Here is a 25,666-nt window from a genome sequence, read left to right as displayed (position 1 = left end):
AAAGTGTAAAAAAACAACACACCATGACATATCGCATGACAATGTCATGACGCGTCATGACAGAAATGGAGATTGTTGTTTTTTTGAAACATCCAAGCGGATGCCCCCGGTCGCGAACGCCGCCCACGGAACCTACCTCTACACCCGGATCTGGAATTTTTCCAGATAGCGATAGAGAGTGCGCTCACTGACGCCCAGGTGCCGGGCGGCTTCCGCACGGTGGCCACCAGTAGCCGCCAGCGCCGCGCGGACACCGGCTTCGGTGCAGACGCTACGGGAACCACGACGCGGGGAGGCCACCGACACCGCTTCGCCGGCCTGAGACTGGAAAGCGATGTGTTCGGGCAGCAACGGCCCGGTACCGGCCAGGATCGCCGCCCGGGTCATGATGTTCTTCAACTCGCGCACATTGCCCGGATAATGATAGGACACCAGCAGATCGGCCACCGGCACGGACAGGGGCAGATGCAGTGCCCCACCGTCCGCCTGCCGCAGGAAATGTTCCGCCAGGGCGATGACGTCTTCCCGCCGCTCCCGCAGGGGGGGAATGAAGACCGGAAAGGCGGACAGGCGGTAATAGAGGTCTTCCCGGAACCCACCCCGGGCCACCATGGCCGCCAGGTCCCGGTGGGTGGCGGCCACCACCCGGGCATCCACCGGGATGTAATCGGTGCCGCCCACCCGGCGGATACGGGAGGTTTCCAACACCCGCAATAGCTTGCTCTGCATGGACAGGGGTAACTCCCCCACCTCGTCGATGAACAGCGTCCCCCCCTGGGCCGCCTCGAACAGGCCGACCTTGCGCCGGTCCGCGCCGGTGAAGGCGCCCTTTTCATAGCCGAACAGCTCCGCCTCGATAATCTGTTCCCCCAGAGTGGAACAGTCCACCACCACCAACGGCCCCTGGGCGCGGCCGGAACAGTGGTGCAGATAATCCGCCACCCGCTCCTTGCCCACGCCGCTCTCCCCCAGCAGCAATACGGTGGCACTGGTGGGCGCCACCCGCTCCACCATCCGCATCAGCTCCAACATGGGGAGGGACTGCCCCACCAGGCGCGCCCCCTCCGGTGACGCGGGGGCCGCCTCCGGGTCGGGATGCAGCAGCAGACCGAAAAAGTCGCCGTGCTCGCCCCGCCCCCGGGAAATCCGGACGCTCAGACGCCGGCGCCCCCGTCCTCCCGGGATCTGCACCGGAAGAGGCTCCATCGCGGATCCCGCGGTGACCAGTGGACAGCCCCCCTCCCCGGCACAGTCACCCGGCACCCCCTGAAAGAATTCATGACAGCCCATCCCCCGCAGATCCTCGCGGGAGAGGGACAGACAGCGCAGGGCCGCCGCATTGGCGGCCAGCAGGCGATGGTCGCCGTCGAAGATTACGAAAGCATCGGGGATCAGTTCGACCACTTGGTCGAGGGTGGGCGCGGCAGCGGGGTTGGGGCGGTTATTCAGGGTCAGCATGCGGGGTTTTGTTCCATCGGATGCCCGGGTATCGGGCAGTCTATCATCCACGGCCAATGTTCAGACGGCATCGGCAACAGAGGACGTATCCCCTTCGCGGCTGAGGGCCGCCCCCACGTCCGTGCCCTGGACTGTTCATCACAATTTCACGGGGGTTTAACTTACCTTTAATAATCAGAAGACATAGTCGCCCCGGGTTTTGAGGCACAGGACGCTGTCTCTTTTTTACAACATCACTTGGGGAGCCTATTTCATGCAGCACAAGAAGCTTATCGCGGCGATGGTCGCCGCCGGCCTGTCCATGCCTGCCCTGGCGGTTGCCGACATCACCATCTACGGTCGCGCCCACCTGTCCGTGGACCTTCTGGATGACGGTGCCGACTATAGCGAAGTGAACATCTCCAGCAACTCCAGCCGCCTGGGTTTCAAGGGCGAAAGACAATTCACCCCTGAACTGACCGCTATTTTCCAGATTGAACAGGAAATCCAGTTCGACAGCAGCGAATCCAACGAAACTTTCACCACCCGAGACACCTTTGCCGGTCTCAAAGGCGACTGGGGGATGCTGCGAATCGGCCGCTTCGATACCTCTTTCAAGCGCGCCCGGGATCCGGCCAATTTCTTCGGCGACCAAGTGGGGGACCTTCGCAATATTGCCCGCACCTCGGATCATGGCCGTTTCGATGAGCGGTTCCGCAACGCCCTGCATTACCGCAGCCCCAGCCTGAACGGCTTTGTCTGGGATCTGGATTTTTCCACGGATCACCGCAACCAGACCACTGCCGAAGGTAGTGACAACCGGGCCTTTAGCACCTCCTTGAACTATAAAAACGGCCCCTTCACCGGCGCGGTCGCCTTTGAACGCCAGAACATCGAAAACAGTCCCAACCCCGAAGCTTGGAGACTGGCCGCGGCATACCGGATCACCCCGGAATTCACGCTTGCCGGCTTCTACCAGAAGTCGGAATCCGCCGCTGAAAATGAAGGCACGGTAGTTGGCGTAGCCGGTCAGTACAGGCTGAGCCCCAGCATGTATCTGAATGCCCACTACTTCGCTTTGGATTCGGATCTTACGGACAAAGACGCCAATCTCTTTGCCCTGGGCCTTGAATATCGCGTCGATCGTGCCCTGCGGTTCTATGGCAACTTTGCCATGATGGACAACGATGATGCATCTGCACTGACCCCCTGGAGCCAGGCCCGCACCTCCGGTCCGGGCGGTGTCGCCGGCGAGACCGCCAAGGCCTTTTCTCTTGGCATGCGGTACGACTTCTAAGGGATGATGCCTTTTCGGGCAGGGACGCCCGCCTCTGCTTCAGCGCGCATGTGACGCGCCTGCCCGGATTCCATCCGGGCTTTTTTTTGGTTCGAACCTGGTGGCTCCTTGAATCACATCCACGAAAAAGGCCCCGCAAGGGGGCCTTTTTCATGGATATGGCTGGGGGACCAGGATTCGAACCTGGGTTGACGGAGTCAGAGTCCGTAGTCCTACCGCTAGACGATCCCCCAATAAAACCGAGGCGTAAATCTACAGCATGACGGGGTGTTGAATCAAGCCCCGAAATAAAAACCGAAAAACCATCCCCCACGAGGCCATCCTGATGGATAGCCCCGGGGTGACTGCAAGCCGTCCCCGTCGTCGGGGATCAGCGCTTGCTGAACTGAGTCGCGCGACGTGCCTTGCGCAGACCGACCTTCTTACGCTCGACCTGACGGGCGTCGCGGGTCATGAAGCCGTGGGTGCGCATGGCGCCACGCAGCTTCTCGTCGTATTCCACCAGAGCGCGGGCAATACCCAGACGGATGGCACCGGCCTGACCGTTGGCACCGCCGCCCTTCACCGTGGCCACGATATCGAAACGATCCAGGCTTTCGGCCACTTCCAGCGGCTGACGGACCACCATGCGGGAGGTCTCACGCCCGAAGTAGACGTCCAGGGGCTTGTTGTTGACGGTGATCTCGCCCTTGCCGGGGCGCAGAAAAACCCGCGCAGAAGCCTCTTTGCGGCGTCCGGTTCCGTAGTTCTGGGTTGTTGCCATCTCTTGACCTGCTCTATGTGCTGCCCGGCCACGCAAGGCGGCCGGATCAGGGTGTTGTTCAGATTTCCAGCGGCTGGGGCTGCTGGGCGGCGTGGCTGTGCTCGGCTCCGGCATACACCTTGAGCTTCTTGAACATGGCCCGGCCCAGGGGGTTCTTGGGCAGCATGCCCTTCACCGCGATCTCGATGAGGCGCTCGGGGGCGTTCTCACGGATCTGCTGCGCGCTGGCGGACTTCATGTGACCGACGTAACCGGTGTGCCGGTAGTACATCTTGTCGGTTTCCTTGTTGCCGCTGAGGCGCACCTTGGAGGCATTCACGATCACGATGTAGTCACCGGTATCCACGTGCGGGGTATACACGGGCTTGTGCTTGCCGCGCAGGCGGCGAGCCACTTCGCTGGCGAGCCGGCCGAGGGTCTTGCCGGAGGCATCAACCACGTACCAGTCGCGGGTGACTTCAGCGGGCTTGGCGCTAAAGGTCTTCATTCCTGAACTCCAGGGTGCACATGAATCACGGAAAGCGCGCAATGATAACGGGGAAGTGCCCGGGTGACAAGGGGGGATTCCGTTCAAATCCACCAGGTCGTCCCGGTCATCACCTTGGCGGTCACCGGCATCACCAGCTTGCGCAGGGGCCAGGGCAGGACTTCCCCGCCCAGGGACATGGCCAGTTCGCCATGATGGGCCTCGTCGATCTTCATCTGCTCCAGTACCGCCCGGGTCGGCGCGTCCTCGGGGACGACACGGGCCAGATGTTCATCCAGATGACGGATCACCTGCTGCTCCGTCTCGTGCACGAAACCCAGGCTCCACTTGTCGCCCGCCGCTCCGGCCAGGGCGCCGATGGTGAAGGCGCCGCCATACCACAGGGGGTTGAGGAAGCTCTTGTGGGTGCCCAGGGCCGCCAGACGGCGTTCGCACCAGAGCAGATGATCGTTTTCTTCCCGGGCGGAGCGTTCCATGCGCTCGCGCACCTCGCCGCCACGGGCAGTGAGGGCCTGCCCCTGGTAGAGCCCCTGGGCGGCCACCTCCCCCGCATGATTGATGCGCATGAGGCGACCGGAGAGGACGCGGGCGTTGTCATCCAGTTCCGGTTCCACCACCGACCGGGCCGGGTCCGGGCGCTCGGTGGCGCGGGGACGGCCGAACAGGGTGCACAAACCTTCATCAATGGCAGACAGCAGGCGATCGGTGGGGCTCAGTTGGCGCATGGAGGGCTGACACGGGCTGTGGGCATGTCTATGAAGATACTGCAAGTCCAGCAGCAGGCAAACCTGCTAAAGACAGGGGTTTTCAGGACGAGTACCGACCGTCCCCAACCGTGATGAGGCAACAATCTTTCGATACCACCAATTCGCCGGCAAACCAATTCCCTCAAGGGCTTCCAACCGATGGGGAAGCACCCCCGAGCGCGAAGGAGGAACGAGTTCTATGAACCGGGCGGCAATCCACAACGACTGTCGATGAGCCGGGCCAGGCTCATGACCGATATCGCCAGCCCCCGGCGCCGGATACCGGCCGCCAGGTGCAGGCCGCAGCCCACATTGGCGGTGACGAGCACGGCCGGCGCCAGCGCCGCAAGGGCATCCAGCTTGGGAGCCAGCAGCCGGTCGGCCATCTGTGGATGGGTCAGCATGTGACTGCCGGAACCGCCGCAACAAAAGGCGTTGTCCGGCAAGGGAGTCAGTTCCACACCGGGCAGGCGCCGCAGCAGGGCCTCCATCCATCCGTGCTCGCGCAACCCGTACCGCAAGGTACAGGGCGTATGGAAGACCACCTTGAGGGGAGTCTCGATCAGTTGCAACGGCGCCAGGTCCACGTCCGCCAGCAACCGGCACAGGCCGGTCACCCGCTCACCGAATCCGTCGCCGCCGCCGGCCCGCAGATGGACACGACAGCCGCTGTTCAGACTCAGGACAGGCCCCTCACGCCCGGCGAAGACCGCCCGATTGCGGCCCGCAAGCTCCGCCGCGTCCCCGGCACGACCGGCATGATGATCCAGCGCCCCGCAGCATACCTGCCCTTCCGGCAGCACGACTCGGTAACCCAGGCGCCCGAGCAACCGGGCGGCGGCCTCCAGCGAAGGCCCGTCAAAGGTCTCCGCGGTACAGCCGGCGAACAGGAACACCGTGCCCCGCACGTCGTCCACCGCAGCATCCGCCGCGGCCGAACGCCCCACCAAAGACGGCCGCGGCGGGGGCGCCACATCCGGCAGAAAGGACGCCGCGCGGGCCGCGCCCGGTCGATCATCCGCGCCCAGGCGGGCGGCCAGCCTGCCCAGACCCAGGCGCCCGGCCACCCGCAGTCCCCCGGATGCCGCGCGTCTGGCACCCCCATGGCGCAGCAGATACCCACCCACCAGACCGGCCCCTCGCGGCGGCGGGATCAGGCTCGCCCGCGTCGCATCCATCAAACTGCCGAAGGGCACGCCGGAAGGACAGACCGCCTCGCAGGCACGACAGCCCACACACCCCTCCAGGTGTCGGCGCACTGCCGCGTCATCTCTCAGGGCACCGCTCATCAGCCCCTGCATGAGGGTGATGCGGCCACGGGGGGAGTCGCCCTCATCCCGGGTGACCCGGTACGTGGGGCAATGGGGCAGGCACAGACCGCATTTCACGCAGCGGTCGGTATCCCGCAGGATATCGTCATGGTTCATGGCGGAGCGCACTTGAAAAGCGGCGGCATCAGGGCCGTCCTCCAGTGGGTGAGGCGGGATCTGTTAGAGTGTCCGGCCAGATTCACCCGCGGACACTCCGATCAATCATGTTTTTCAGAACACTGTCGCCCTATTGTATCAGCCTGCTCCTGTTCACCCTGCCGCTCCAAGCTGGAGAATGGGGTGACAACGAGGGCTGGAGTGGACAGGCGGAACTGGGGGCGATCCTGACCAGCGGCAATACCGACTCCGACAGCTTCAACGCCCGCACCAGGATTCGTCACGAGCAAACCCTGTGGCGCCACACCCTGCAACTGGAGGGACACCTGGCCTCGGAGGACGGCACCACCACCAAGGAGCGCTATCTGGGGGCCTTCCAGAGCGATCACAAGGTCTCCGACCGGGATTACCTGTTCGGCGCCCTCAGGGCGGAACGGGACCGATTCAGCGGCTACGAGTATCAGCGCAGCCTGGCCGCCGGCTATGGTCGCCGGGTGGTGGATTCACCACGCACACGCCTGAATCTGGAGGCCGGCGCCGGTCTGCGCCAGGACAAGCTGGAGGACGGCAGGCAGGAAGACGAAGCCATCCTGCGCCTGGTGGGCGCGCTGGATCATCGCATCGGCGACAATGCCCGCTTCACCGAAGACCTGCTGATCCAGGCCGGCGACGACAATACGGAAATCGAATCCGTGGCCGCCCTGCGCATGCGCATCAATGCCAAGTTTTCCATGCGCCTGTCCCTGACGGTCAGGCACAATACGAACGTACCGGAAGACCGCAAGAATACCGACACCACCACGGCGGTGAATCTGGTCTATGACCTGTGGTAGGAATCCCGTTGACCGTCCCTCCTGATCTGGAACCGGAAAACAAGATGAGCCATTTCAAACGACACATCTTCTTTTGCACCAACTGCCGCGAAGACGGCAACTGCTGCGAACATTTCGAGGCCTCCCGACTGCGCGATCATGCCAAGAAGCGGGCCAAGGCCCTGGGCATCCATGGCCAGGGCGGCGTGCGGGTGAACGCCGCCGGCTGTCTGGATCGTTGCAATGAGGGGCCGGTGGCCGTGGTCTATCCGGAAGGAGTCTGGTACACCTTTGTCGATGAAAAGGATATCGACGAAATCGTGGACGAGCACCTGCAACATGGTCGGGTGGTGGAACGCCTGCGAATCTAGATCCCGCCGGGCGGACCGAGACTTAAACCATTGGTCCTCGATGGAACACCGCCCGTCGTCCTGCATGAAAAAAATGTCCGTCCGCCTTGACATGTGCAGTGCAGCATACGATAGTTAGAACCATATCGTCTCGCGGATCTCTCCGCATTCGGTATACTCCTCCATCCTCCTTTGGTGGTTTTGGCGCGGCCCCCTCAAGCCGCGCTTTTTTTTGCCGGTGGCCTTGGGTTCCCGCGGGCGCGTATAATTCCCAGTCTTTTTGTCATCACCAGACTGGCCGAGCCCATGACCCAAGCAATTTCCCGACCCGTGACCCGCGCGCTCATCAGCGTTTCCGACAAGACCGGCCTGCTGCCCTTTGCCCAGGCACTGGCGACGCGGGGCATCGAGATCCTTTCCACCGGCGGCACCGCGAAACTCCTCATGGAAGAAGGCATCCCGGTCAAGGAGGTCTCCGCCCATACCGGTTTTCCCGAGATGATGGACGGCCGGGTCAAGACCCTGCACCCGAAGATCCACGGCGGTATCCTGGGGCGTCGGGGCATGGACGACGAGGCCATGCAGACCCACGACATCCCCCCCATCGACCTGGTGGTGGTAAACCTCTACCCCTTTGAAGCCACCGTGGCCCGCCCCGGCTGCAGCCTGGAAGACGCCATCGAGAACATCGACATCGGCGGCCCGGCCATGGTACGTGCCTCGGCCAAGAACCATGCCCATGTGGGCATTGTGGTGGACCCATCCGACTACGACCGGGTGCTGGAAGCCCTGACCGCCGGTGACGGCAGCCTGCCCCATGCCCTGCGCTTTGAACTGGCGGCCAAGGCCTTTGCCCATACCGCCCGCTATGACGGCGCCATCGCCAACTACCTGACCGGCGTGCAGGACGAAAAGACCCAGGCCCCCTTCCCCGGCACCCTGTCCCTGCAATTTGAAAAAAGCCTGGACCTGCGCTACGGCGAGAACCCCCATCAGTCCGCCGCCTTCTACCGGGAACGTCATCCCGCCGAGGCCGGCGTGGCCACCGCCCGCCAGATCCAGGGCAAGGCCCTGTCCTTCAACAACATCGCCGACACCGACGCCGCCCTGGAATGCGTGAAGCAGTTCGAGGCCCCGGCCTGCGTCATCGTCAAGCACGCCAACCCCTGCGGCGTGGCCGTGGCCGCCGACATCCTGGCCGCCTATGACCTGGCGTTTGCCACCGACCCCACCTCCGCCTTCGGCGGCATCATCGCCTTCAACCGCCCCCTGGACGGCAAGACCGCCGAGGCCATTGTGGCGCGTCAGTTCGTGGAGGTGATCATCGCCCCCGAGGTCTCCCCGGAGGCCGTCAAGGCCGTTTCCGGCAAGCCCAACGTGCGTCTGCTGGCCTGCGGCCAGTGGGGTGAAGCCGGCGGTGGCTGGGACTTCAAGCGGGTCAACGGCGGCCTGCTGGTTCAGGACCGGGATCTGGGCCAGGTCAGCGAATCCGACCTGAAGCTGGTTTCGGAACGCGCCCCCACCGACCAGGAGAAGGCGGATCTGCTGTTCGCCTGGCGGGTGGCCAAGTTCGTCAAGTCCAACGCCATCGTCTACGCCCGGGACGGCCGTACCATCGGCGTCGGCGCCGGCCAGATGAGCCGGGTGTACTCCGCCCGCATCGCCGGCATCAAGGCCGCCGACGAGAACCTGCAGGTCTCCGGCTCGGTGATGGCCTCGGACGCCTTTTTCCCGTTCCGCGACGGCATCGACGCCGCCCACGAGGCCGGTATCACCGCCGTGATCCAGCCCGGCGGCTCCATGCGGGACGAGGAAGTGATTCAGGCGGCCAATGAGCACGGCATGGCCATGCTGTTCACGGGCATGCGACATTTTCGGCATTGATTCTTGGGGCTAACGAGGTGAACACGATGAAAATTCTCATCATCGGCGGCGGTGGCCGCGAACATGCCCTGGCCTGGAAGGCGGCCCGGTCGCCCCGGGTGGACACGGTCTTCGTGGCCCCCGGCAATGCGGGCACGGCCCGGGAAGCGGGCTGCCGCAACCTGGACATCGGCGCCGAGGACATCCCCGGTCTGCTGGCCTTTGCCCGGACGGAAGGCATCGACCTGACCATCGTCGGCCCCGAAGCCCCCCTGGTGGCCGGGGTCGTGGACGCCTTCAGGGCCGAGGGCCTGGCCATTTTCGGCCCGACGAAGGACGCCGCCCGCCTGGAAGGCTCCAAGGCCTTCTCCAAGGACTTTCTCGCCCGCCACCGGATCCCCACGGCCGCCTACGGCAGCTTCACGGATCTGGACGAGGCGCTGGCCTACCTGCGCGCCCAGGGCGCGCCCATCGTGGTCAAGGCTGATGGACTGGCCGCCGGCAAGGGCGTGATCCTGGCCCGGACCCTGGCGGAAGCGGAGGCCGCGGTGCGCGACATGCTGGCGGGCAACGCCTTCGGCGAGGCCGGTCACCGAGTGGTGATCGAGGAGTTCCTCAGCGGTGAGGAGGCCAGCTTCATCTGCATGGTGGACGGCGAGCATGTGCTGCCCATGGCCACCTCCCAGGACCACAAGGCCCGGGACAATGGCGACCAGGGTCCCAACACCGGCGGCATGGGCGCCTACTCCCCGGCCCCGGTGGTCACCCCCGAGATCCATGAGCGCATCATGAACCAGGTGATCCTGCCCACGGTGCGGGGCATGGCGGCCGAAGGCACCCCCTACACCGGCTTTCTCTATGCCGGGGTGATGATCGATGCCCAGGGCATCCCCAAGGTGCTGGAATTCAATTGCCGCTTCGGCGACCCGGAAACCCAGCCCATCATGATGCGGCTGCGTTCGGACCTGATCGAACTGGTGGAGGCCGCCCTGGCGGGTCGCCTGGACCGGACAGAGGCCGACTGGGATCCCCGCGCCGCCCTGGGCGTGGTGCTGGCGGCCGGCGGCTATCCCGCCGATTACCGCAAGGGGGACGTGATCCGAGGCCTGCCGGACACCGATGCCGAAGACGCCAAGGTGTTCCATGCGGGCACGGCCCTGAAGGACGGCCAGGTAGTCACCCAGGGCGGACGGGTACTGTGCGCCGTGGGACTGGGCGAGCGGGTCAGTGATGCCCAGGCCCGGGCCTACGCGCTGACGAAGCTGCTGAACTGGGATGACGTCTACTACCGGACCGATATCGGGTACCGGGCCGTGGCCCGGGAGTGATCCCCCGGGCGCCGCACCCCATCCGGCAACGGCGGCCGGGCTGAAGCCCGGCCGCCGCAGTGGCGCCATCGGTGGCCACTTCACCCGCGATTTTATTTTTCATTCAGGATAGGTTAGTAAGTAGACATATCCAACAGACTCACGCCTCGGGAGCAGGAGCCTCATGAAAACCCTGGAAATGGTCCACGAATACGACCCCCGCCCCCTGCCCTGCGACAAGGACTCGCTCAAGGAGTCCATTCGTGACGCCCTGATCCACATCGTCGGCAAGGATCCCCTCACCGCTACCCCCCGGGACTGGCTACACGCCGTCTCCTTCGCCGTCCGGGAACGCATCATCGAGCGGCGCATGTATACCAAGCGCCTGTTCGACCAGGAACAGGTCAAGCGGGTCTATTACCTGTCCATGGAATACCTCATCGGCCGCATGCTGGTAAACAGCCTCATGAATCTGGGTTTCTACGAAGCCTGCTGCGAGGCCCTGGAAGAGATGGGGGTGAGTCTGCACGAAATCATCGACATGGAGTCCGACGCGGCCCTGGGCAACGGCGGCCTGGGCCGGCTGGCCGCCTGCATCCTGGACTCCATGGCCAGCCAGTGCCTGCCCGGGTACGGCTACGGCATCCGCTATGAGTTCGGCATGTTCCACCAGGGCATCGAGAACGGCGAGCAGGTGGAGCATCCGGACAACTGGCTGCGCTACGGCAACCCCTGGGAATTCCCCCGGCCGGAAAAGATCTTCCCCGTGCATTTCTACGGCTACGTGGTGGAACACCGGGAACGGGGACAACCCCGCTATCACTGGGAGGACGGCGAGGAAGTCATCGCCATGGCCTATGACTACCCGACCCCCGGCTTCGGCAACAAGAACGCGAACAACCTGCGGCTCTGGGCCGCCAAGGCCACCCGGGACTTCGATCTGGATTATTTCAACGAAGGCGACTACATCCGCGCCGTGCGGGAGAAGATCGAGTCCGAGACCATCTCCATGGTGCTCTACCCCAATGATGCCACCGCCATCGGCCGGGAACTGCGCCTGAAGCAGGAGTACTTCTTCGTCTCCGCCTCCATCCAGGACATCCTGCACCGACACGTTGAACTGGGCTATCCCATCGAGTCACTGCCGGACAAGGTGGCCATTCAGCTCAACGACACCCACCCCGCCATCGCCATCGCCGAACTCATGCGACTGCTGGTGGACAGCCATCAGCTTCCCTGGCAAAAGGCCTGGGAGCTGACCCGGGGCGTGTTCTCCTACACCAACCACACCCTGATGCCCGAGGCCCTGGAAACCTGGCCGGTGACGCTCATGGAGCGGGTGCTGCCGCGCCACATGCAGATCATCTACGACATCAATTTCCACTTCCTCAACGAGGTCCGTCACAACTTCCCCGGAGACAACGACATCGTCCGTCGCTTGTCCATCATTGATGAAACCCATGGTCGCCAGGTACGCATGGCCCATCTGGCCGTCGTCGGCAGTCACATGGTCAACGGCGTGGCGGCCCTGCATACGGAACTGCTGAAAAAGCACCTGTTCAACGACTTCTACCGTCTGTGGCCGGACCGATTCGTCAACATCACCAACGGCATCACACCCCGGCTCTGGCTGAATCAGGCCAACCCGGCGCTGGCGGACCTGATCACCCGACATATCGGCAACGACTGGACCATGGATCTGGAACAGCTCAGGAGACTGGAACCCCTGGTGGACAATAGGGACTTCCGCCACGAATTCCAGCAGGTGAAACGACGCAACAAGGAACGTCTGGCGGAACTGGTGAAGCGGCAGATGGACATCACCATCAGCCCGGACGCCCTGTTTGATATCCAGATCAAGCGGATCCACGAGTACAAGCGGCAGCTGCTCAACGTGCTGCATGTGATCACCTTCTACAACCGGATACGGGAAGGGCGCGCCGAGGAGCAAGTGTCGAGGGTCACCCTGTTCGCCGGCAAGGCGGCCCCCTCCTATACCCGGGCCAAGCAGATCATCCGGCTGATCAATGACGTGGCCGACGTGGTGAATCATGACCCCATGAACCCCAAGCAGCAGGTGGTCTTCCTGCCCAATTACGATGTGAGTACCGCCGCCGTGATCATTCCGGCAGCCGATCTTTCGGAGCAGATTTCCACCGCGGGCACCGAGGCATCCGGCACCGGCAACATGAAACTGGCCCTGAACGGCGCCATGACCATCGGCACCCTGGACGGGGCCAATATCGAGATCCGGGAGGCGGTGGGCGAGGAGAACATCTTCATCTTCGGCATGAATGCCGAGGAAGTGGAACGGCTCAAGCGGGAAGGCTATCGACCCCGGGATTTCTACGAGTCCAACGACGAACTGCGTCGGGCCCTGGACATGATCCGTGACGGTTTCTTCTCACCCCAGGAGCCGGGGCGTTACCGGGATCTGGTCAATAATCTGCTGACCGAGGACCAGTACATGGTGCTGGCGGATTATGCGGACTATGTCCGCGCCCATGAGGCGGTGGATGCCCTGTACCGCGATCCGGAGGCCTGGATGCGCAAGGCGATGCTGAACACGGCACGGATGGGGCATTTCTCCATCGACCGCACGGTGATGCAGTATGCGCAGGAGGTCTGGGGCATCTCCCCGGAGGGGTGGGTCTGAGGGGGGCTTCACTGGATCCCCGCTTGCGCGGGGATAACCACATCCGTCACTCCCGCGAAAGCGGGAGTCCAGAGCGGGCCGCCCAGGAAGCATGGAGGCGGCAACAGCCCTGAAGTGCAGCCTCAGCTGCGCTTCATCATGTCGAAGAATTCGTTGTTTGTCTTGGTGGACTGCAGACGACCCAGCAGGAAATCCATCGCTTCCAGTTCGTCCATCGGGTGCAGGAACTTGCGCAGGATCCACAGCTTCTGCAACTCTTCCGGATCGGTGAGCAACTCTTCGCGACGGGTGCCGGAGCGGTTGATGTTGATGGCCGGGTAGACACGCTTCTCGGCAATCCGGCGGTCCAGATGGACTTCCATGTTGCCGGTGCCCTTGAACTCCTCGTAGATCACCTCGTCCATCTTGGAGCCGGTATCGATCAGGGCGGTGGCCAGGATGGTCAGGCTGCCCCCTTCCTCGATGTTACGGGCGGCACCGAAGAAACGCTTGGGACGATGCAGGGCATTGGCATCCACACCACCGGTGAGCACCTTGCCGGAAGACGGCACCACGGTGTTGTAGGCCCTCGCCAGACGGGTGATGGAATCCAGCAGGATTACCACATCCCGCTTGTGCTCCACCAGACGCTTGGCCTTCTCGATGACCATCTCGGCCACCTGCACATGGCGGCTGGCCGGCTCGTCGAAGGTGGAGGACACCACTTCACCCTGCACCATGCGCGACATCTCCGTCACTTCCTCGGGACGTTCGTCGATCAGCAGGACAATGAGATAACATTCGGGATGGTTGGTGGTGATGCTCTGGGCAATGTTCTGCAGCATCAGGGTCTTGCCGGCCTTGGGCGGGGAGACGATCAGACCGCGCTGACCCTTGCCGAAAGGCGCCACGATGTCGATGACCCGGGCGGTGATGTCTTCGGTGGAGCCGTTGCCCCGCTCCATGCGCATGCGCTGCGAGGCATGCAGCGGCGTGAGGTTCTCGAACAGGACCTTGTGCTTGGCGGCTTCCGGCGGCTCGAAATTGATCTTGTCCACCTTCAGCAGCGCGAAGTAGCGCTCGCCTTCCTTGGGAGGGCGAATCTTGCCGGAGATGGTGTCGCCGGTGCGCAGGCTGAAGCGGCGGATCTGACTGGGGGAGACATAGATGTCGTCCGGCCCGGCCAGGTAGGAACTGTCCGCCCCCCGCAGGAACCCGAAACCATCCTGCAGGATCTCCAGCACTCCGTCTCCGAAGATGTCCTCACCGCTCTTGGCGTGAGACTTCAGGATGGCGAAGATGATGTCCTGTTTTCGCGCCCGCGCCATCCCTTCAAGTTCCATGGACTGCGCGAGTTCTACCAGCTCGGAGGCCGATTTACGCTTGAGTTCGGTGAGGTTCATATAGAGGTTCGAGGGAGGGGTTGTCTATGAAAGTTTTCAGGCGGACAGGGCGGACCCACAAGGAATGGCCTGGGAAACCGGTTTCAGGTTCGGTCGGATCTGAATTCGAGAAGGGATGCCACCCGAGCGGGCGGCCGGCAAGACATGAATGACTTTTTATGTCCGTTACGTTAACACGCAATCCACAGGGCGTCCAGCCCGTTTTATACGGGTTGGACGCCGGGGGGCTCTCAGATATTCTGGTCGATGAAGGCGGTGAGTTGGGACTTGGACAATGCCCCCACCTTGGTCGCCTCCACATTGCCGCCCTTGAACAGCATCAGGGTCGGAATGCCACGAATGCCGAACTTGGGAGGGGTGGCCGGATTTTCGTCAATGTTCAGCTTGGCCACCTTGAGCTTGCCGTCGTACTCCGCGGCAATCTCGTCCAGAATCGGGGCGATCATCTTGCAGGGACCGCACCACTCCGCCCAGTAGTCCACAAGTACCGGCTGCTCGGACTTGAGGACATCGTCCTCGAAGCTTGCGTCCGTGACATAGGTGATGTTTTCACTCACTACAATTGACCTCCGGTTAGAATGTCGGCGTCGCCCCACGGGGTATCAGGTTCCGGACGGCACGACGCGCCGCTAAATTGAATCCCATTCGGATCGGCATTTCAAGTCTACTTCAATGATATCGCGAGGAAAGGCCCCATCTCCATGACGGACCAACATCTTTCCGAGACCAGTTTCTCAAAACTCGATCTTCCCGAGCCGGTACGCCAGGGCCTGGAAGACGCCGGGTTCTCCCATTGCACCCCCATCCAGGCCCTCGCCCTGCCCCACGCCCTGACGGGCAAGGACGTGGCCGGCCAGGCCCAGACCGGCACCGGCAAGACCGCGGCCTTCCTGATCACCGTCCTGACCCATCTGATCCGGCATCCCGCCCCGGCGGACCGACGCCCGAATCAGGTCAGGGCCCTGATCCTGGCCCCCACCCGGGAACTGGCCATCCAGATTCACAAGGATGCCCAGGTGCTGGGCGCTCATACCGGCCTGACCCTGGGACTGGCCTACGGCGGCACCGATTACGACAAGCAGCGCAAGCAGCTGGCCGACGGCGTGGACATCCTCATCGGCACCCCCGGGCGCATCATCGACTACTTCAAGCAGAAGGTCTTCGATCTCAGACGCTCCCAGGTCCTGGTGCTTGACGAGGCCGACCGCATGTTCGATCTGGGCTTCATCAAGGACGTGCGTTTCTTGCTGCGCCGCATGACCCCGGCCACCGAGCGCCAGTCCATGCTGTTTTCCGCCACCCTCTCCTGGCGGGTGATGGAACTGGCCTACGAGCACATGAACAACCCGGTGAAGGTGCAGACCCGGGATGAGCAGGTCACCGCCGAACGGGTGCGCCAAGTGATCTACTACCCCGGTAACGAGGAGAAGATCCCCCTGCTGCTGGGGATCATGAAGCGCTCCAGCCCGGACCGTTCCATGGTGTTCGTCAATACCAAGCACATGGCGGAAAAGGTCACGGCCTGGCTGCAGGGCAACGGCATCCGCGCCGCCCTGCTGTCCGGCGATGTCCCCCAGCGCAAGCGCCAACGGTTGCTGGCCCAGTTCGAGACCAGCGAATTCCAGGTCCTGGTGGCTACCGACGTGGCGGCCCGCGGGCTGCACATCCCCGATGTGTCCCATGTGTTCAATTTCGATCTGCCCCAGTCCGGCGAAGACTATGTCCACCGCATCGGCCGTACCGGCCGGGCCGGGGCGGAAGGCGACGCCGTCAGCTTTGCCTGTGAAGACTCGGCCTTCTACCTGCCGGAGATCGAATCGTATATCGGCTTCAAGATCGTCTCCGAGGCGGTGGATCCCGACCTGCTGCTCAAGGACCTGCAGCCGCCGGCGAAGATCGAGCGCAAGCGCGGCGGTCCAGGCGACCGGGGCAAGGACGGCGGCCGCGGCGAGCGCCGCCCCCGTTCCGATGCCGGCAAGTCCAGGGGTGGCGGACGCCGCAAACCCGGACCGAAAACCGAAGGCGACACACCGGCATCTTCCACGAGGACCGAGGACGCACCCGCGCCGGCCGGCCCGGCGGCGGAAGCCCCCCTCAAGCCCAGACGTCGCAGACGGCGCAAGCCGGCCGGGGAAGGCACGCCGGAGCGTTGAGAGGCTGAGGGAGGCTCGTTGCCGAGCCTCCCTCAAGCTTGCCTCAAGTCCGCTGCAACCCGTGATACAACATCACCCCATGACGGGCCTCGGCAAAGAACAGCCATCGCTCCAGCCCGATCCCGGCCAGGGCCGATACCAGCGCCAGGGCCAGCCAAAGGGATGATCCACCCGCCAGCACCATCCCCATCAGCAACAACGGCAGCAGGAAACCGAAGCCGAATACACCCAGTCGCACCCGGAAAATACGCCGCGCCCCCGGATCAAATCCGAATTCACGGGTCAGGAACGTGCCCGCCGTATGCCCCTGGTCCAGCAGCCGGACCCGCGCCTGGGTAAACCCGGTGGCGGTATTGAGGCTGGGACCGGTCACCTCCCGAATCCACAGGTAATACAGCCCCTTCATCATCCCGGCCAGCAGCAGGAGCCCCAGGGCCAGCAGCACCAGACCCTCGCTGCGCCCGCCGAAACCGGCATGGACCGCCGCCAGGGCCGTTGCCCCCAGGGCCAGCCCCAGCAGCAGGTAATTCGCCGGTGTCAGGGCGGTATTCCACTGACGGATGGTCTTGAGGCTGGCGTAGATCATGCCGGTGGTAAACACGGTGAGCAGGGCCAGGAACAGGGCCATGCCGCCGACCACTACCGTCAGGGCACTGACCTCCACGCCGGCCCGCAGGATCTGCCACAGATAGATCAGGGCAAAAGGATAGAAGCTCAGGGCGCAGACCGCCTCCCGCGACAGCCAGGAGGTGCGCACCCGCATCACCGCGCGCCAGGCGTTCTTCGGGTTGTGCAGATGCAACGTGGACGAAAACAGGCCGAAGGTGATCAGGGCCAGGGCCAGCCCCAGCTGGGTCATCAGTTCACCATGCCCCGGCACGGGATACAGACCGGTGAGGTGCAGCAGCGTCACCAGACTGAACAGGCCGTACCCGGCCCCGGAGAGAACGGTGAAGAAGATCACTGAAAGTGCGGGATGCATGGGGGTTCACCTGGCAATGGCCTTGTTGACCCAGTCCTTCACGCTGGACATGAGACTGCCGCGCCGGACATCCGCCGTGGGCACGGCCGGGGCGCTGCGGGGCGGCAGATAGGTATTGGTGGGCTCGTAGCCCAGTTCCGGCATCAGTTTGCGCCCGCCCCGCTCCCGGGACAGACGGCTCACGGTGGAGTCCGGGTCATCGAAGTCACCGAAGTGTCGGGCATGGGCCGGACAGGTGATGACGCAGGCGGGCTGACGGTCCTCCGGCGCCAGGGCGTCATCGTAGATGCGGTCGATGCACAGGGTGCACTTCTTCATCACCCCGTCCCGGGGATCCAGTTCCCGGGCGCCGTAGGGGCAGGCCCAGGCGCAGAGGCTGCAACCCATGCATTTGTCCTGATCCACCAGCACGATGCCGTCTTCCCCGCGCTTGTAGGAGGCCCCGGTGGGACAGACCGTGACGCAGGCGGCATCGTCGCAGTGCATGCAGGAGAGGGGCATGTTGACGGTCTTGGTATGGGGGTAGTCGCCCACTTCGTAGTGACGCACCCGGTTGAACCATACGCCGCTGGGGGCGGCCCCGTAGGGGGACTCATCGGTCAACGGCCCCGTGGTGCCGGAGGTGTTCCACTGCTTGCAGGCCACGGCGCAGGCATGACAGCCCACGCAGGTGTCCAGGTCAATCACCAGGCCGAGTCGCATGTATCGGGTACTCCTGAACAAAATCGCACAACACAATCACGCCCTTCCCTTCCCACGGGTCAGCACATCCCACAGACTGCGCCGCAGGTTCACCCGCCGATGGGTCTGGTATCGCACCTGATCCGGTGAATCGGGCATCCCCGGCAGCGGTCTGACCGGCTCGAACTGGGGCCAGGCACCGACCTCTCCCGGCTTGGCCGGAGTGATCCTGACCCGCAGGTCATACCAGGCGGCCTGCCCGGTGATCGGGTCCGAGTTGGTCACGTTGTCCAGCCCGTCCCCCCGCTGCGGGAGCAGCTCCGAGATCAGGTGATTGAGCAGGAAACCCTTGCGGGATTCGTCCGCATCCCGCGCCAGTCCCCAGGCCCCGGACTGCTTGCCCAGGGCGTTCCAGGTCCAGACCGTATCCGGCTCCACCCCCTCCATCAGCTTCACCTGCACCCGGATGCGCCCATGGTGGGATTCCACCCACACCCAGGACTGGTCCGCGATGCCCATGGACGCCGCCCGGCCCCGGTTCATATAGAGAAAATTCTGGGCACAGATCTGGCGCAGCCAGGCATTCTGGGAGTCCCAGGAGTGGTACATGAACATGGGACGCTGGGTGATGGCATGGAAGGGATAGGCCTCCAGGTCCACCCTGCCCTGCTCCAGCGGGGCGTACCAGATGGGCAGCGGATCGAAATGGTTCACCAGACGGGCCTTGTGCTCCGGCCGCTTCGGCATGGGGCCGTCATACAACCCCTGCCCCGCCAGCTTGAAACGCTGCTGGGTCTCGGAATAGAGCTCCAGGACGATGGGGTCGGTGGATCCCACCCAGCCCGCGTGGCGGGCCAGTTCGAGATAGTCCCGGTTGCAGAATCGGTAGTATTTCTGACTGTCTTCCAGGTGATGGACAAAGAAGCACTGATGATCCGCGTACTCCTGCCACTGGTTCGGGTTGGGGTCGCCCCGCAGGCTGTTCTGACCCTGGGCACCGCGCCAGCCGGCCAGAAAACCGATGCCCGGCTCTTTCTGGAAATTGACGATGAAGTCCTGGTAGGACGTGTAGCGGCGGGCGCCGTCCCCGGTGGTGAAGGCAGGGAAACCCAACCGACCCGCCAGTTCCACCAGCACTTCCTGCCAGGGACGCACGTCCCGGTCCGGCTCCAGGATGGGCTGGCGGATGGAATCCGCCGCCGCGTGGGGTTCGGAGATGGGCCGATCCAGCATGGAAATGGTGTCGTGGCGCTCCAGATAGGTGGTGTCCGGCAGCACCAGATCGGCGAAATTGACGATCTCCGCGTGGAAGGCGTCGGAGACCACCAGAAACGGAATCCTGTATTCCCCGTCCTCCCCCTTCTCCCGCAGCATGTCCATCACCTGGGCGGTGTTCATGGTGGAATTCCAGGACATGTTGGCCATATAGAGCATCAGGGTGTCGATGGGATAGGGATCCCCCTTCACCGCGTTGGTGATGACCATGTGCATGAGGCCGTGATTGGCCATGGGGGCGTCCCAGGAATAGGCCTTGTCCAGACGCAGGGGATTGCCCTCGGCATCGATCACCAGATCCTCGGGGCCGGTGGGAAAACCCAGGGGCGGACGCTTGAGGGGTGTGTTGGGTGCCATGTCCCGGGCCGGCTTGATGCCCGGGGGGATGTGCTTGGGATAGGGCGGTTTGGACAGATGGCCGCCGGGCACGTCGATGGTCCCCAGCAGGATCTGCAGCAGGTGGATGGCCCGGCAGGTCTGGAAGCCGTTGGAATGGGCGGAGATGCCGCGCATCGCGTGCATGGACACGGGACGACCCACGAAACGATCATGGGTGCGACCGTAGGCATCGGTCCATTCGCATTCGATCTCGATGCTCTCCCTGAAGGCCACATGGGCCATTTCCAGGGCCAGTCGCTCGATCTGCTCGGCGGGCACGCCGCAGCGTGGGGCGATGTTTTCCGGGGCGTATTCGTCGTCCAGATAGCGCTCCGCCAGCAGGCTCATGACGGTGCGCACGGGACGGCCGTCGGGCGCGATGTAGTCGCCGAACAGGGCCGGCTGGATCTCCGGCAGGGAGGCGTCCACCACATCCCCCAGTTCCAGGTCCCAGGCCAGAGGGTTGCCGTCCCGGTCCCGCAGGATCAGGCCGTGGCCCTTCTGGCCCGGGGTGTCCACCACCAGCCAGGGGGCGTTGGTGTAGCGTACCAGGTAGTCCCAGTCGAAGCGGTCATGGCGCAGCAGGACGTGGACCATGGACAGGGCCAGCAGGCCATCGGTACCGGGACGGATGGGCACCCATTCATCCGCCACCGCCTGATAGCCGGTACGCACCGGGTTGATGGAAACGAACTTGGCGCCCCGGCGCTTGAGGGTGTCGATACCGGCCTTGATGGGGTTGGAGGCATGGTCTTCGGCCACGCCCCAGAGCATGAAGTATTTGGTGCGCTCCCAGTCCGGGTCGCCGAACTCCCAGAAGGCATGGCCCATGGTATAGAGGCCGGCGGCGGCCATGTTGACGGAGCAGAAACCGCCGTGGGCGGCCCAATTGATGGTGCCGAACTGGGCCGCCCACAGGCCGGTGAGGGCCTGCATCTGATCCCGCCCGGTGAAGAAGGCCAGCTTTTTGGGATCGGTGGCGCGGATACGGGCCAGACGTTCGGTGAGCTGATCGAGGGCTTCGTCCCAGGAGATGGGTTCGAACTCGCCGCTGCCCCGCTCGCTACCCGGCTTGCGGCGCATGGGATATCGCAGGCGGGCGGGAGACTGCTGTTTCATGATGCCCGCATTGCCCTTGGCGCAGAGCACCCCCTTGTTGACCGGGTGGTTGCGGTTGCCCTGGATGAAGCGGACCTGATTATTTTCCACCGTGACCTTGATCCCGCAGCGGCAGGCGCACATATAGCAGGTGGTGTACCGGGTCTGCTGCCGGTCGTGGTCTTCGAACGCGGGTAATGCGGTCATGCCCGTCACCTGTCTTGAGTGAATCTTCATGGATTCCTTTTAGCAGGAACCCGGACAGTGTGCGGTTTTGAGGGGGTCAACTCAAAGGGAAGTTTTTGATTCAGGTATAAGCCCGTGGGAGCCGGCAGGCCGGCTCCCACGGGAAATGCTTACACCGGTTTTTCGGTCTGCCGCAACCGGATACCCAGTTCCCGCAGTTGGGCTTCGCTGACCGGGGCCGGGGCCTGGGTCAGGGGGCAGGCGGCGGTCTGGGTCTTGGGGAAGGCCATGACGTCACGGATGGACTGGGCACCGGTCATGAGCATGACCAGACGGTCCAGACCGAAGGCGATGCCGCCGTGGGGCGGGCAGCCGTACTTGAGGGCATCCAGCAGGAAGCCGAACTTCTCCCGGGCCTCGTCTTCGCCGATGCCCAGCAGACCGAACACCGCCTGCTGCATGGCCATGTTGTGGATACGCACGGAACCGCCGCCCACCTCGGTGCCGTTGAGCACCATGTCGTAGGCGCGGGAGACCAGCTGGCCCGGATTCTCGGACAGGGCCGCCATATCGTCGGTGCGCGGCGCGGTGAAGGGATGATGCAGGGCCACCCAGCGGCCTTCCTTCTCGTCCAGCTCGAACATGGGGAAATCCACCACCCACAGGGGCCGCCAGCCCCGCTCCACCAGGCCCCGGTCGTGGCCCAGCTTGACCCGCAGCGCCCCCAGGGACTCATTCACCACCCGGGCCTTGTCGGCGCCGAAGAAGATCAGGTCGCCGTCCTCGGCAGCGGTGCGGTTGAGGATCTCCACCACCACCGTATCCGGCAGGAACTTGAGGATGGGGGACTGCAACCCCTCGCGCCCGGCGTTGATGTCGTTGACCTTGATATAGGCCAGACCCTTGGCACCGTAACGACCGACGAAGCTGGTGTAGTCGTCGATCTCCTTGCGGGATACCTCGCCGCCCTTGGGCAGGCGCAGGGCGGCCACCCGACCGTTGGGATCCTTGGCCGGGCCGGAGAAAACCTTGAACTCCACCTCGGCCATCACGTCGGTGAGATCCACCAGCTCCAGGGGAATGCGCAGATCCGGCTTGTCGGAACCGTAGCGGTGCATGGCCTCGGCATAGGTCATACGCTGGAAGGGGGTGTGCAGGGGCACTTCCAGCACCTGGGCGAAGAGTTCGCGCACCATCTCTTCCATGAGTGTCATGATGGCCTCTTCATCCATGAAGGAGGTCTCGATATCCAGCTGGGTGAATTCCGGCTGGCGGTCGGCGCGCAGGTCTTCGTCGCGGAAGCAGCGCACGATCTGGTAGTAGCGGTCCAGGCCGGACATCATCAGCAGCTGCTTGAACAGCTGGGGCGACTGGGGCAGCGCAAAAAAGCTGCCGGGGTGGGTGCGGCTGGGCACCAGGTAGTCGCGGGCACCCTCGGGGGTGGCCTTGGTGAGCATGGGGGTCTCGATGTCCAGGAAGCCGTGGGATTCCAGGAAGCGACGCAGTACCCCGGTCACCTGGGCGCGCATGCGCAGGCGGGTCTGCATGATCGGACGGCGCAGGTCCATGTAGCGGTAGCGCAGGCGGGTTTCCTCGCCCACCTCGTCCTCGTCCAGCTGGAAGGGCGGCGTCTCGGCGGCGTTGAGCACGGTCAGTTCGGTGCCCAGCACCTCGATGGCGCCGGTGCGCAGATCGGTGTTGACCGTGCCCTCCGGACGACGGCGGACCTTGCCGCGCACCTGCAGCACGTATTCACTGCGAACCCGCTCGGCGGTCCGGAACACCTCGGCCCGATCCGGATCGAACACTACCTGCACCAGACCCTCCCGGTCCCGCAGATCGACGAAGATAACGCCCCCATGGTCACGGCGACGGTTGACCCACCCGCACAGGGTCACCTCCTGGTCGAGCAGGGATTCATCGACGGTGCCGCAATAATGAGTACGCATGTCTTGCCTTCGCTGGTTGATTCGGTTCTGGGGAAAACGGCTAATGGTAAGGGGTACGATGCGCCGGAGTAAACGCCCGGGCGGCGGGCCTTCAGCCCGACTTCCCCTTGGGAGGATAACGGGGCACCACCACCCCCAGGGACATGACGAACTTGAGGCCGTCCTCCACGCTCATGTCCAGTTCGATCACCTCGTCCCTGGGCACCAGAATGATGAAACCCGAGGTGGGGTTGGGGGTGGTGGGCACGAACACGCTCACCACCTGCCGCTCGGTGCGGGCCTGTACCTCGCCCATGCCGCTGCCGGTCTGGAAACCCAGGGTCCAGATCCCCTTGCGGGGATATTCGATCAGCAGCACCTTGCGAAAGGAGTCTCCGCCGGCGCCGAACAGGGTCTCCATCACCTGTTTCACCGCCGAGTAGATGGTGCTCACCAGGGGAATCCGGGCCAGGATGGCCTCCCAGAGATCCACCAGCTTGCGCCCCACCAGGTTCGCCACCACCAGACCGGTGAGAAAGACGATCACCAGCGCAACGACGATGCCGAAGCCCGGGATGGTGAAGCCCAGCAGGTTTTCCGGTCGCCAGGGCGGCGGCAGCAGCAGCAGGGTGCGATCCATCATGTCGACGATGAACTTGATCACCACCACGGTGGTGATCAAGGGCACCCAGACCACCAGTCCGGCGATCAGATAGCGCCGGAAGGTATGCAACGGTCCTGTGGAGATGGGGTTCAAGGCGGATCAGCTCGCGGCCTTGCAGGCGGCGCAGGCGTCGGCGCCACCGCCGGACTTGCCGTCGGCGCCGCAAGCCGGGGCCTTGCCGTCATCCTTGAGGTTCTTCTTGTTGCCGTTCTTGAAGTCGGTCTCGTACCAACCGCTGCCGCCCAGACGGAAGGCGGGGGCCGAAACCTGCTTCTGCAGGGTGGCACCGTGGCATTCGGGGCAATCCACCAGGGGGGCGTCGGAGAACTTCTGGATGGCCTCCAGGCGGTGGCCGCAGGCATTGCATTCGTATTCGTAGATCGGCATGGTCAATACCCCAGGGGCAGAAATCTGGACAGGTCCGGATTATATCCGCAAAGTGTTTCACGGCACCGGAGAAATGGTGCCTGGTTGCATATGGGGACGTCCGGGAAAATTTCCAGTCCTCATTTTCACGAGGCAAGGACACCATGGCAGACAAGGTCATCATCATGCTTCTCAACACCAGCCTCAAGGCCCCAGGGACCCTGGGGGCGCCCTTCTTCCAGGCCGCCGTGGCGGCGGCCATGGATCTGGAGGTGGAGGTCTATTTCGCGGCCGAGACCACCCAGCTGCTCAAGCAGGGAGTGGCGGAGAACCTCTACACCGGCAAGCAGCGGACGAAGTCCGTCTATGACTTCATGCGGGACGCCCACGAGGCCGGGGTGAAGTTCTATGCCTGTGCCGGCGCCATGGAGGAGCACGAGCTCAATGACGACAATGCCATCCCGGAGCTGGACGGCAGGCGCGGCGGCGGGGCCTTCATCGGCGAAGCGGTGGAGGATGGGGTCGTGGTGCTGACGTATTAGGAGATCCGCCTTGAATCCATCCCCTAAATCCGTGCTCATCACCGGCTGTTCCTCCGGCATCGGCCATTGCGCCGCCCGAATGCTGCGGGAACGAGGTTTTCGGGTGTTTGCCACCGCCCGGCGAGCGGAAGACGTGGAACGTCTGCAACAGGAGGGCTTCGAGGCCCTGCCCCTGGACCTGGATGATCCGGAGTCCATCGCCGCCGCTGTGGAGGCGGTCCTCGCCGCCACCGGCGGACGACTCTACGGTCTGTTCAACAACGGCGCCTACGGTCAACCGGGGGCGGTGGAGGATCTGTCCCGGGAGGTGTTGCGCAAACAGCTGGAGACCAACGTGCTGGGCTGGCTGGACCTGACCAACCGGGTGATCCCGGTGATGCGGGCCCAGGGCGAGGGGCGCATCGTGCAGAACAGCTCGGTGCTGGGCCTGATTGCCCTGCCCTTTCGCGGTGCCTACACCGGCTCCAAGTTTGCCCTGGAAGGACTCACCGACACCCTGCGCATGGAACTCCACGGCAGCGGCGTACACGTCTCCCTGATCGAACCCGGTCCCATCACCAGCCGCTTTCGGGCCAATGCCCATCAGGCCTTCCTGGCCCACATCGACCGGGACAACAGCGTCTTCCGGGACAAATACCAGGCGGCGGAACGGCGTCTGACCAAGCCGGGGCCGGCCGCTCCCTTCACCCTGCCCCCGGAGGCGGTGGTGAAAAAACTGATCCATGCCCTGGAAAGCCCCCGCCCCCGGGCCAGGTACTACGTGACGGTACCCACGCATTTGTTCGGCACCCTGCGGCGTATCCTGCCGACGCGCTGGCTGGACCGGATATTGATGGCAGTGTCCAGAGGCGAGAACCGTTAGGGTTCCGGGAGGGGCGGTGGGGCC

Annotated in this window: 22 protein-coding genes and 1 tRNA gene; 9 read left to right on the top strand and 14 right to left on the bottom strand. The window is 64.0% G+C overall.

Annotation, left to right across the window (positions count from 1 at the left end; genetic code table 11):
• Positions 1-138: 138 nt before the first annotated feature.
• Positions 139-1,458, bottom strand: coding sequence for a sigma-54 interaction domain-containing protein (locus LQD11_RS00350; protein ID WP_238615753.1), 1,320 nt, complete (start codon positions 1,456-1,458; stop codon positions 139-141).
• A gap of 253 nt (positions 1,459-1,711) precedes the next feature.
• On the opposite strand from LQD11_RS00350, the gene LQD11_RS00345 reads away from it, so the two are divergent.
• On the top strand, positions 1,712-2,734 hold the full coding sequence (locus LQD11_RS00345) for a porin (RefSeq protein ID WP_238615752.1): 1,023 nt from the start codon (positions 1,712-1,714) through the stop codon (positions 2,732-2,734).
• Positions 2,735-2,893: 159 nt separating this feature from the next.
• Here LQD11_RS00345 and LQD11_RS00340 read toward each other — a convergent pair.
• The 5 genes from LQD11_RS00340 to LQD11_RS00320 form a co-directional block, all read right to left on the bottom strand.
• A tRNA-Gln gene (locus LQD11_RS00340) sits at positions 2,894-2,967 on the bottom strand.
• Positions 2,968-3,104: 137 nt separating this feature from the next.
• Entirely contained in the window at positions 3,105-3,497 is a 393-nt protein-coding gene (gene rpsI / locus LQD11_RS00335; RefSeq protein ID WP_008931148.1) for a 30S ribosomal protein S9, read from the bottom strand.
• Positions 3,498-3,555: 58 nt separating this feature from the next.
• Positions 3,556-3,984, bottom strand: coding sequence for a 50S ribosomal protein L13 (rplM, locus tag LQD11_RS00330; protein WP_008931149.1), 429 nt, complete (start codon positions 3,982-3,984; stop codon positions 3,556-3,558).
• A gap of 83 nt (positions 3,985-4,067) precedes the next feature.
• Entirely contained in the window at positions 4,068-4,709 is a 642-nt protein-coding gene (gene coq7 / locus LQD11_RS00325) for a 2-polyprenyl-3-methyl-6-methoxy-1,4-benzoquinone monooxygenase (RefSeq protein ID WP_238615751.1), read from the bottom strand.
• Positions 4,710-4,927: 218 nt separating this feature from the next.
• Positions 4,928-6,157 (bottom strand): (Fe-S)-binding protein, encoded by a 1,230-nt coding sequence (locus LQD11_RS00320; RefSeq protein ID WP_238615750.1) that lies wholly within the window; start codon positions 6,155-6,157, stop codon positions 4,928-4,930.
• A gap of 107 nt (positions 6,158-6,264) precedes the next feature.
• On the opposite strand from LQD11_RS00320, the gene LQD11_RS00315 reads away from it, so the two are divergent.
• From LQD11_RS00315 to LQD11_RS00295, 5 genes are all read left to right on the top strand, one after another.
• Positions 6,265-6,990: a DUF481 domain-containing protein gene (locus LQD11_RS00315; RefSeq protein WP_238615749.1), complete on the top strand. Its 726-nt coding sequence runs from the start codon at positions 6,265-6,267 to the stop codon at positions 6,988-6,990.
• Between the two features lie 44 nt (positions 6,991-7,034).
• Positions 7,035-7,340, top strand: a complete 306-nt coding sequence (locus LQD11_RS00310) for a (2Fe-2S) ferredoxin domain-containing protein (protein ID WP_040404944.1) — start codon at positions 7,035-7,037, stop codon at positions 7,338-7,340.
• Positions 7,341-7,625: 285 nt separating this feature from the next.
• Positions 7,626-9,203 carry a bifunctional phosphoribosylaminoimidazolecarboxamide formyltransferase/IMP cyclohydrolase gene (purH, locus tag LQD11_RS00305; protein WP_238615748.1) on the top strand — a complete coding sequence of 526 codons (1,578 nt, stop codon included), beginning with the start codon at positions 7,626-7,628 and terminating at the stop codon, positions 9,201-9,203.
• Between the two features lie 26 nt (positions 9,204-9,229).
• The gene (gene purD, locus LQD11_RS00300) at positions 9,230-10,510 is read left to right on the top strand and encodes a phosphoribosylamine--glycine ligase (RefSeq protein WP_238615747.1); all 1,281 of its coding nucleotides are present in this window, start codon (positions 9,230-9,232) and stop codon (positions 10,508-10,510) included.
• A gap of 163 nt (positions 10,511-10,673) precedes the next feature.
• A complete protein-coding gene (locus LQD11_RS00295) occupies positions 10,674-13,145 on the top strand; it encodes a glycogen/starch/alpha-glucan phosphorylase (RefSeq protein WP_238615746.1) in 2,472 nt (823 codons plus the stop codon).
• Positions 13,146-13,267: 122 nt separating this feature from the next.
• Here LQD11_RS00295 and rho read toward each other — a convergent pair whose 3' ends face one another.
• Both rho and trxA read right to left on the bottom strand, forming a co-directional pair.
• On the bottom strand, positions 13,268-14,527 hold the full coding sequence (gene rho, locus LQD11_RS00290) for a transcription termination factor Rho (protein WP_238615745.1): 1,260 nt from the start codon (positions 14,525-14,527) through the stop codon (positions 13,268-13,270).
• Between the two features lie 230 nt (positions 14,528-14,757).
• Positions 14,758-15,084, bottom strand: coding sequence for a thioredoxin TrxA (gene trxA, locus LQD11_RS00285; RefSeq protein WP_008931158.1), 327 nt, complete (start codon positions 15,082-15,084; stop codon positions 14,758-14,760).
• Between the two features lie 144 nt (positions 15,085-15,228).
• Between trxA and rhlB the strand changes: the two genes are divergently transcribed.
• Complete coding sequence (gene rhlB, locus LQD11_RS00280; RefSeq protein WP_238615744.1) at positions 15,229-16,680, top strand: ATP-dependent RNA helicase RhlB; 1,452 nt, start codon at positions 15,229-15,231, stop codon at positions 16,678-16,680.
• Positions 16,681-16,723: 43 nt separating this feature from the next.
• On the opposite strand, the gene LQD11_RS00275 is transcribed toward rhlB, so the two are convergent.
• The 6 genes from LQD11_RS00275 to LQD11_RS00250 form a co-directional block, all read right to left on the bottom strand.
• Positions 16,724-17,662: a dimethyl sulfoxide reductase anchor subunit family protein gene (locus LQD11_RS00275; protein WP_238615743.1), complete on the bottom strand. Its 939-nt coding sequence runs from the start codon at positions 17,660-17,662 to the stop codon at positions 16,724-16,726.
• Positions 17,663-17,668: 6 nt separating this feature from the next.
• A complete protein-coding gene (locus LQD11_RS00270) occupies positions 17,669-18,364 on the bottom strand; it encodes a 4Fe-4S dicluster domain-containing protein (protein WP_008931161.1) in 696 nt (231 codons plus the stop codon).
• A gap of 36 nt (positions 18,365-18,400) precedes the next feature.
• Positions 18,401-21,301, bottom strand: coding sequence for a molybdopterin oxidoreductase family protein (locus tag LQD11_RS00265; RefSeq protein WP_238615742.1), 2,901 nt, complete (start codon positions 21,299-21,301; stop codon positions 18,401-18,403).
• A 149-nt stretch (positions 21,302-21,450) separates the two neighbouring features.
• Positions 21,451-23,229, bottom strand: coding sequence for an aspartate--tRNA ligase (aspS, locus tag LQD11_RS00260; protein ID WP_238615741.1), 1,779 nt, complete (start codon positions 23,227-23,229; stop codon positions 21,451-21,453).
• 91 nt (positions 23,230-23,320) lie between these two features.
• Positions 23,321-23,965, bottom strand: coding sequence for a DUF502 domain-containing protein (locus tag LQD11_RS00255; RefSeq protein WP_238615740.1), 645 nt, complete (start codon positions 23,963-23,965; stop codon positions 23,321-23,323).
• 6 nt (positions 23,966-23,971) lie between these two features.
• Positions 23,972-24,259: an FmdB family zinc ribbon protein gene (locus LQD11_RS00250; protein ID WP_008931165.1), complete on the bottom strand. Its 288-nt coding sequence runs from the start codon at positions 24,257-24,259 to the stop codon at positions 23,972-23,974.
• Positions 24,260-24,402: 143 nt separating this feature from the next.
• Between LQD11_RS00250 and LQD11_RS00245 the strand changes: the two genes are divergently transcribed.
• Both LQD11_RS00245 and LQD11_RS00240 read left to right on the top strand, forming a co-directional pair.
• On the top strand, positions 24,403-24,780 hold the full coding sequence (locus LQD11_RS00245) for a DsrE family protein (RefSeq protein ID WP_238615739.1): 378 nt from the start codon (positions 24,403-24,405) through the stop codon (positions 24,778-24,780).
• Between the two features lie 10 nt (positions 24,781-24,790).
• Positions 24,791-25,642 carry an SDR family oxidoreductase gene (locus tag LQD11_RS00240; protein WP_276315639.1) on the top strand — a complete coding sequence of 284 codons (852 nt, stop codon included), beginning with the start codon at positions 24,791-24,793 and terminating at the stop codon, positions 25,640-25,642.
• Positions 25,643-25,666 lie beyond the last annotated feature (24 nt).

Origin of the sequence: Ectothiorhodospira shaposhnikovii (genome assembly GCF_022227765.1) — a bacterium.
Lineage (GTDB): Bacteria > Pseudomonadota > Gammaproteobacteria > Ectothiorhodospirales > Ectothiorhodospiraceae > Ectothiorhodospira.
Note: the sequence above shows the minus strand (reverse complement) of the source record. Positions and strands in the feature narration are given on the sequence as shown.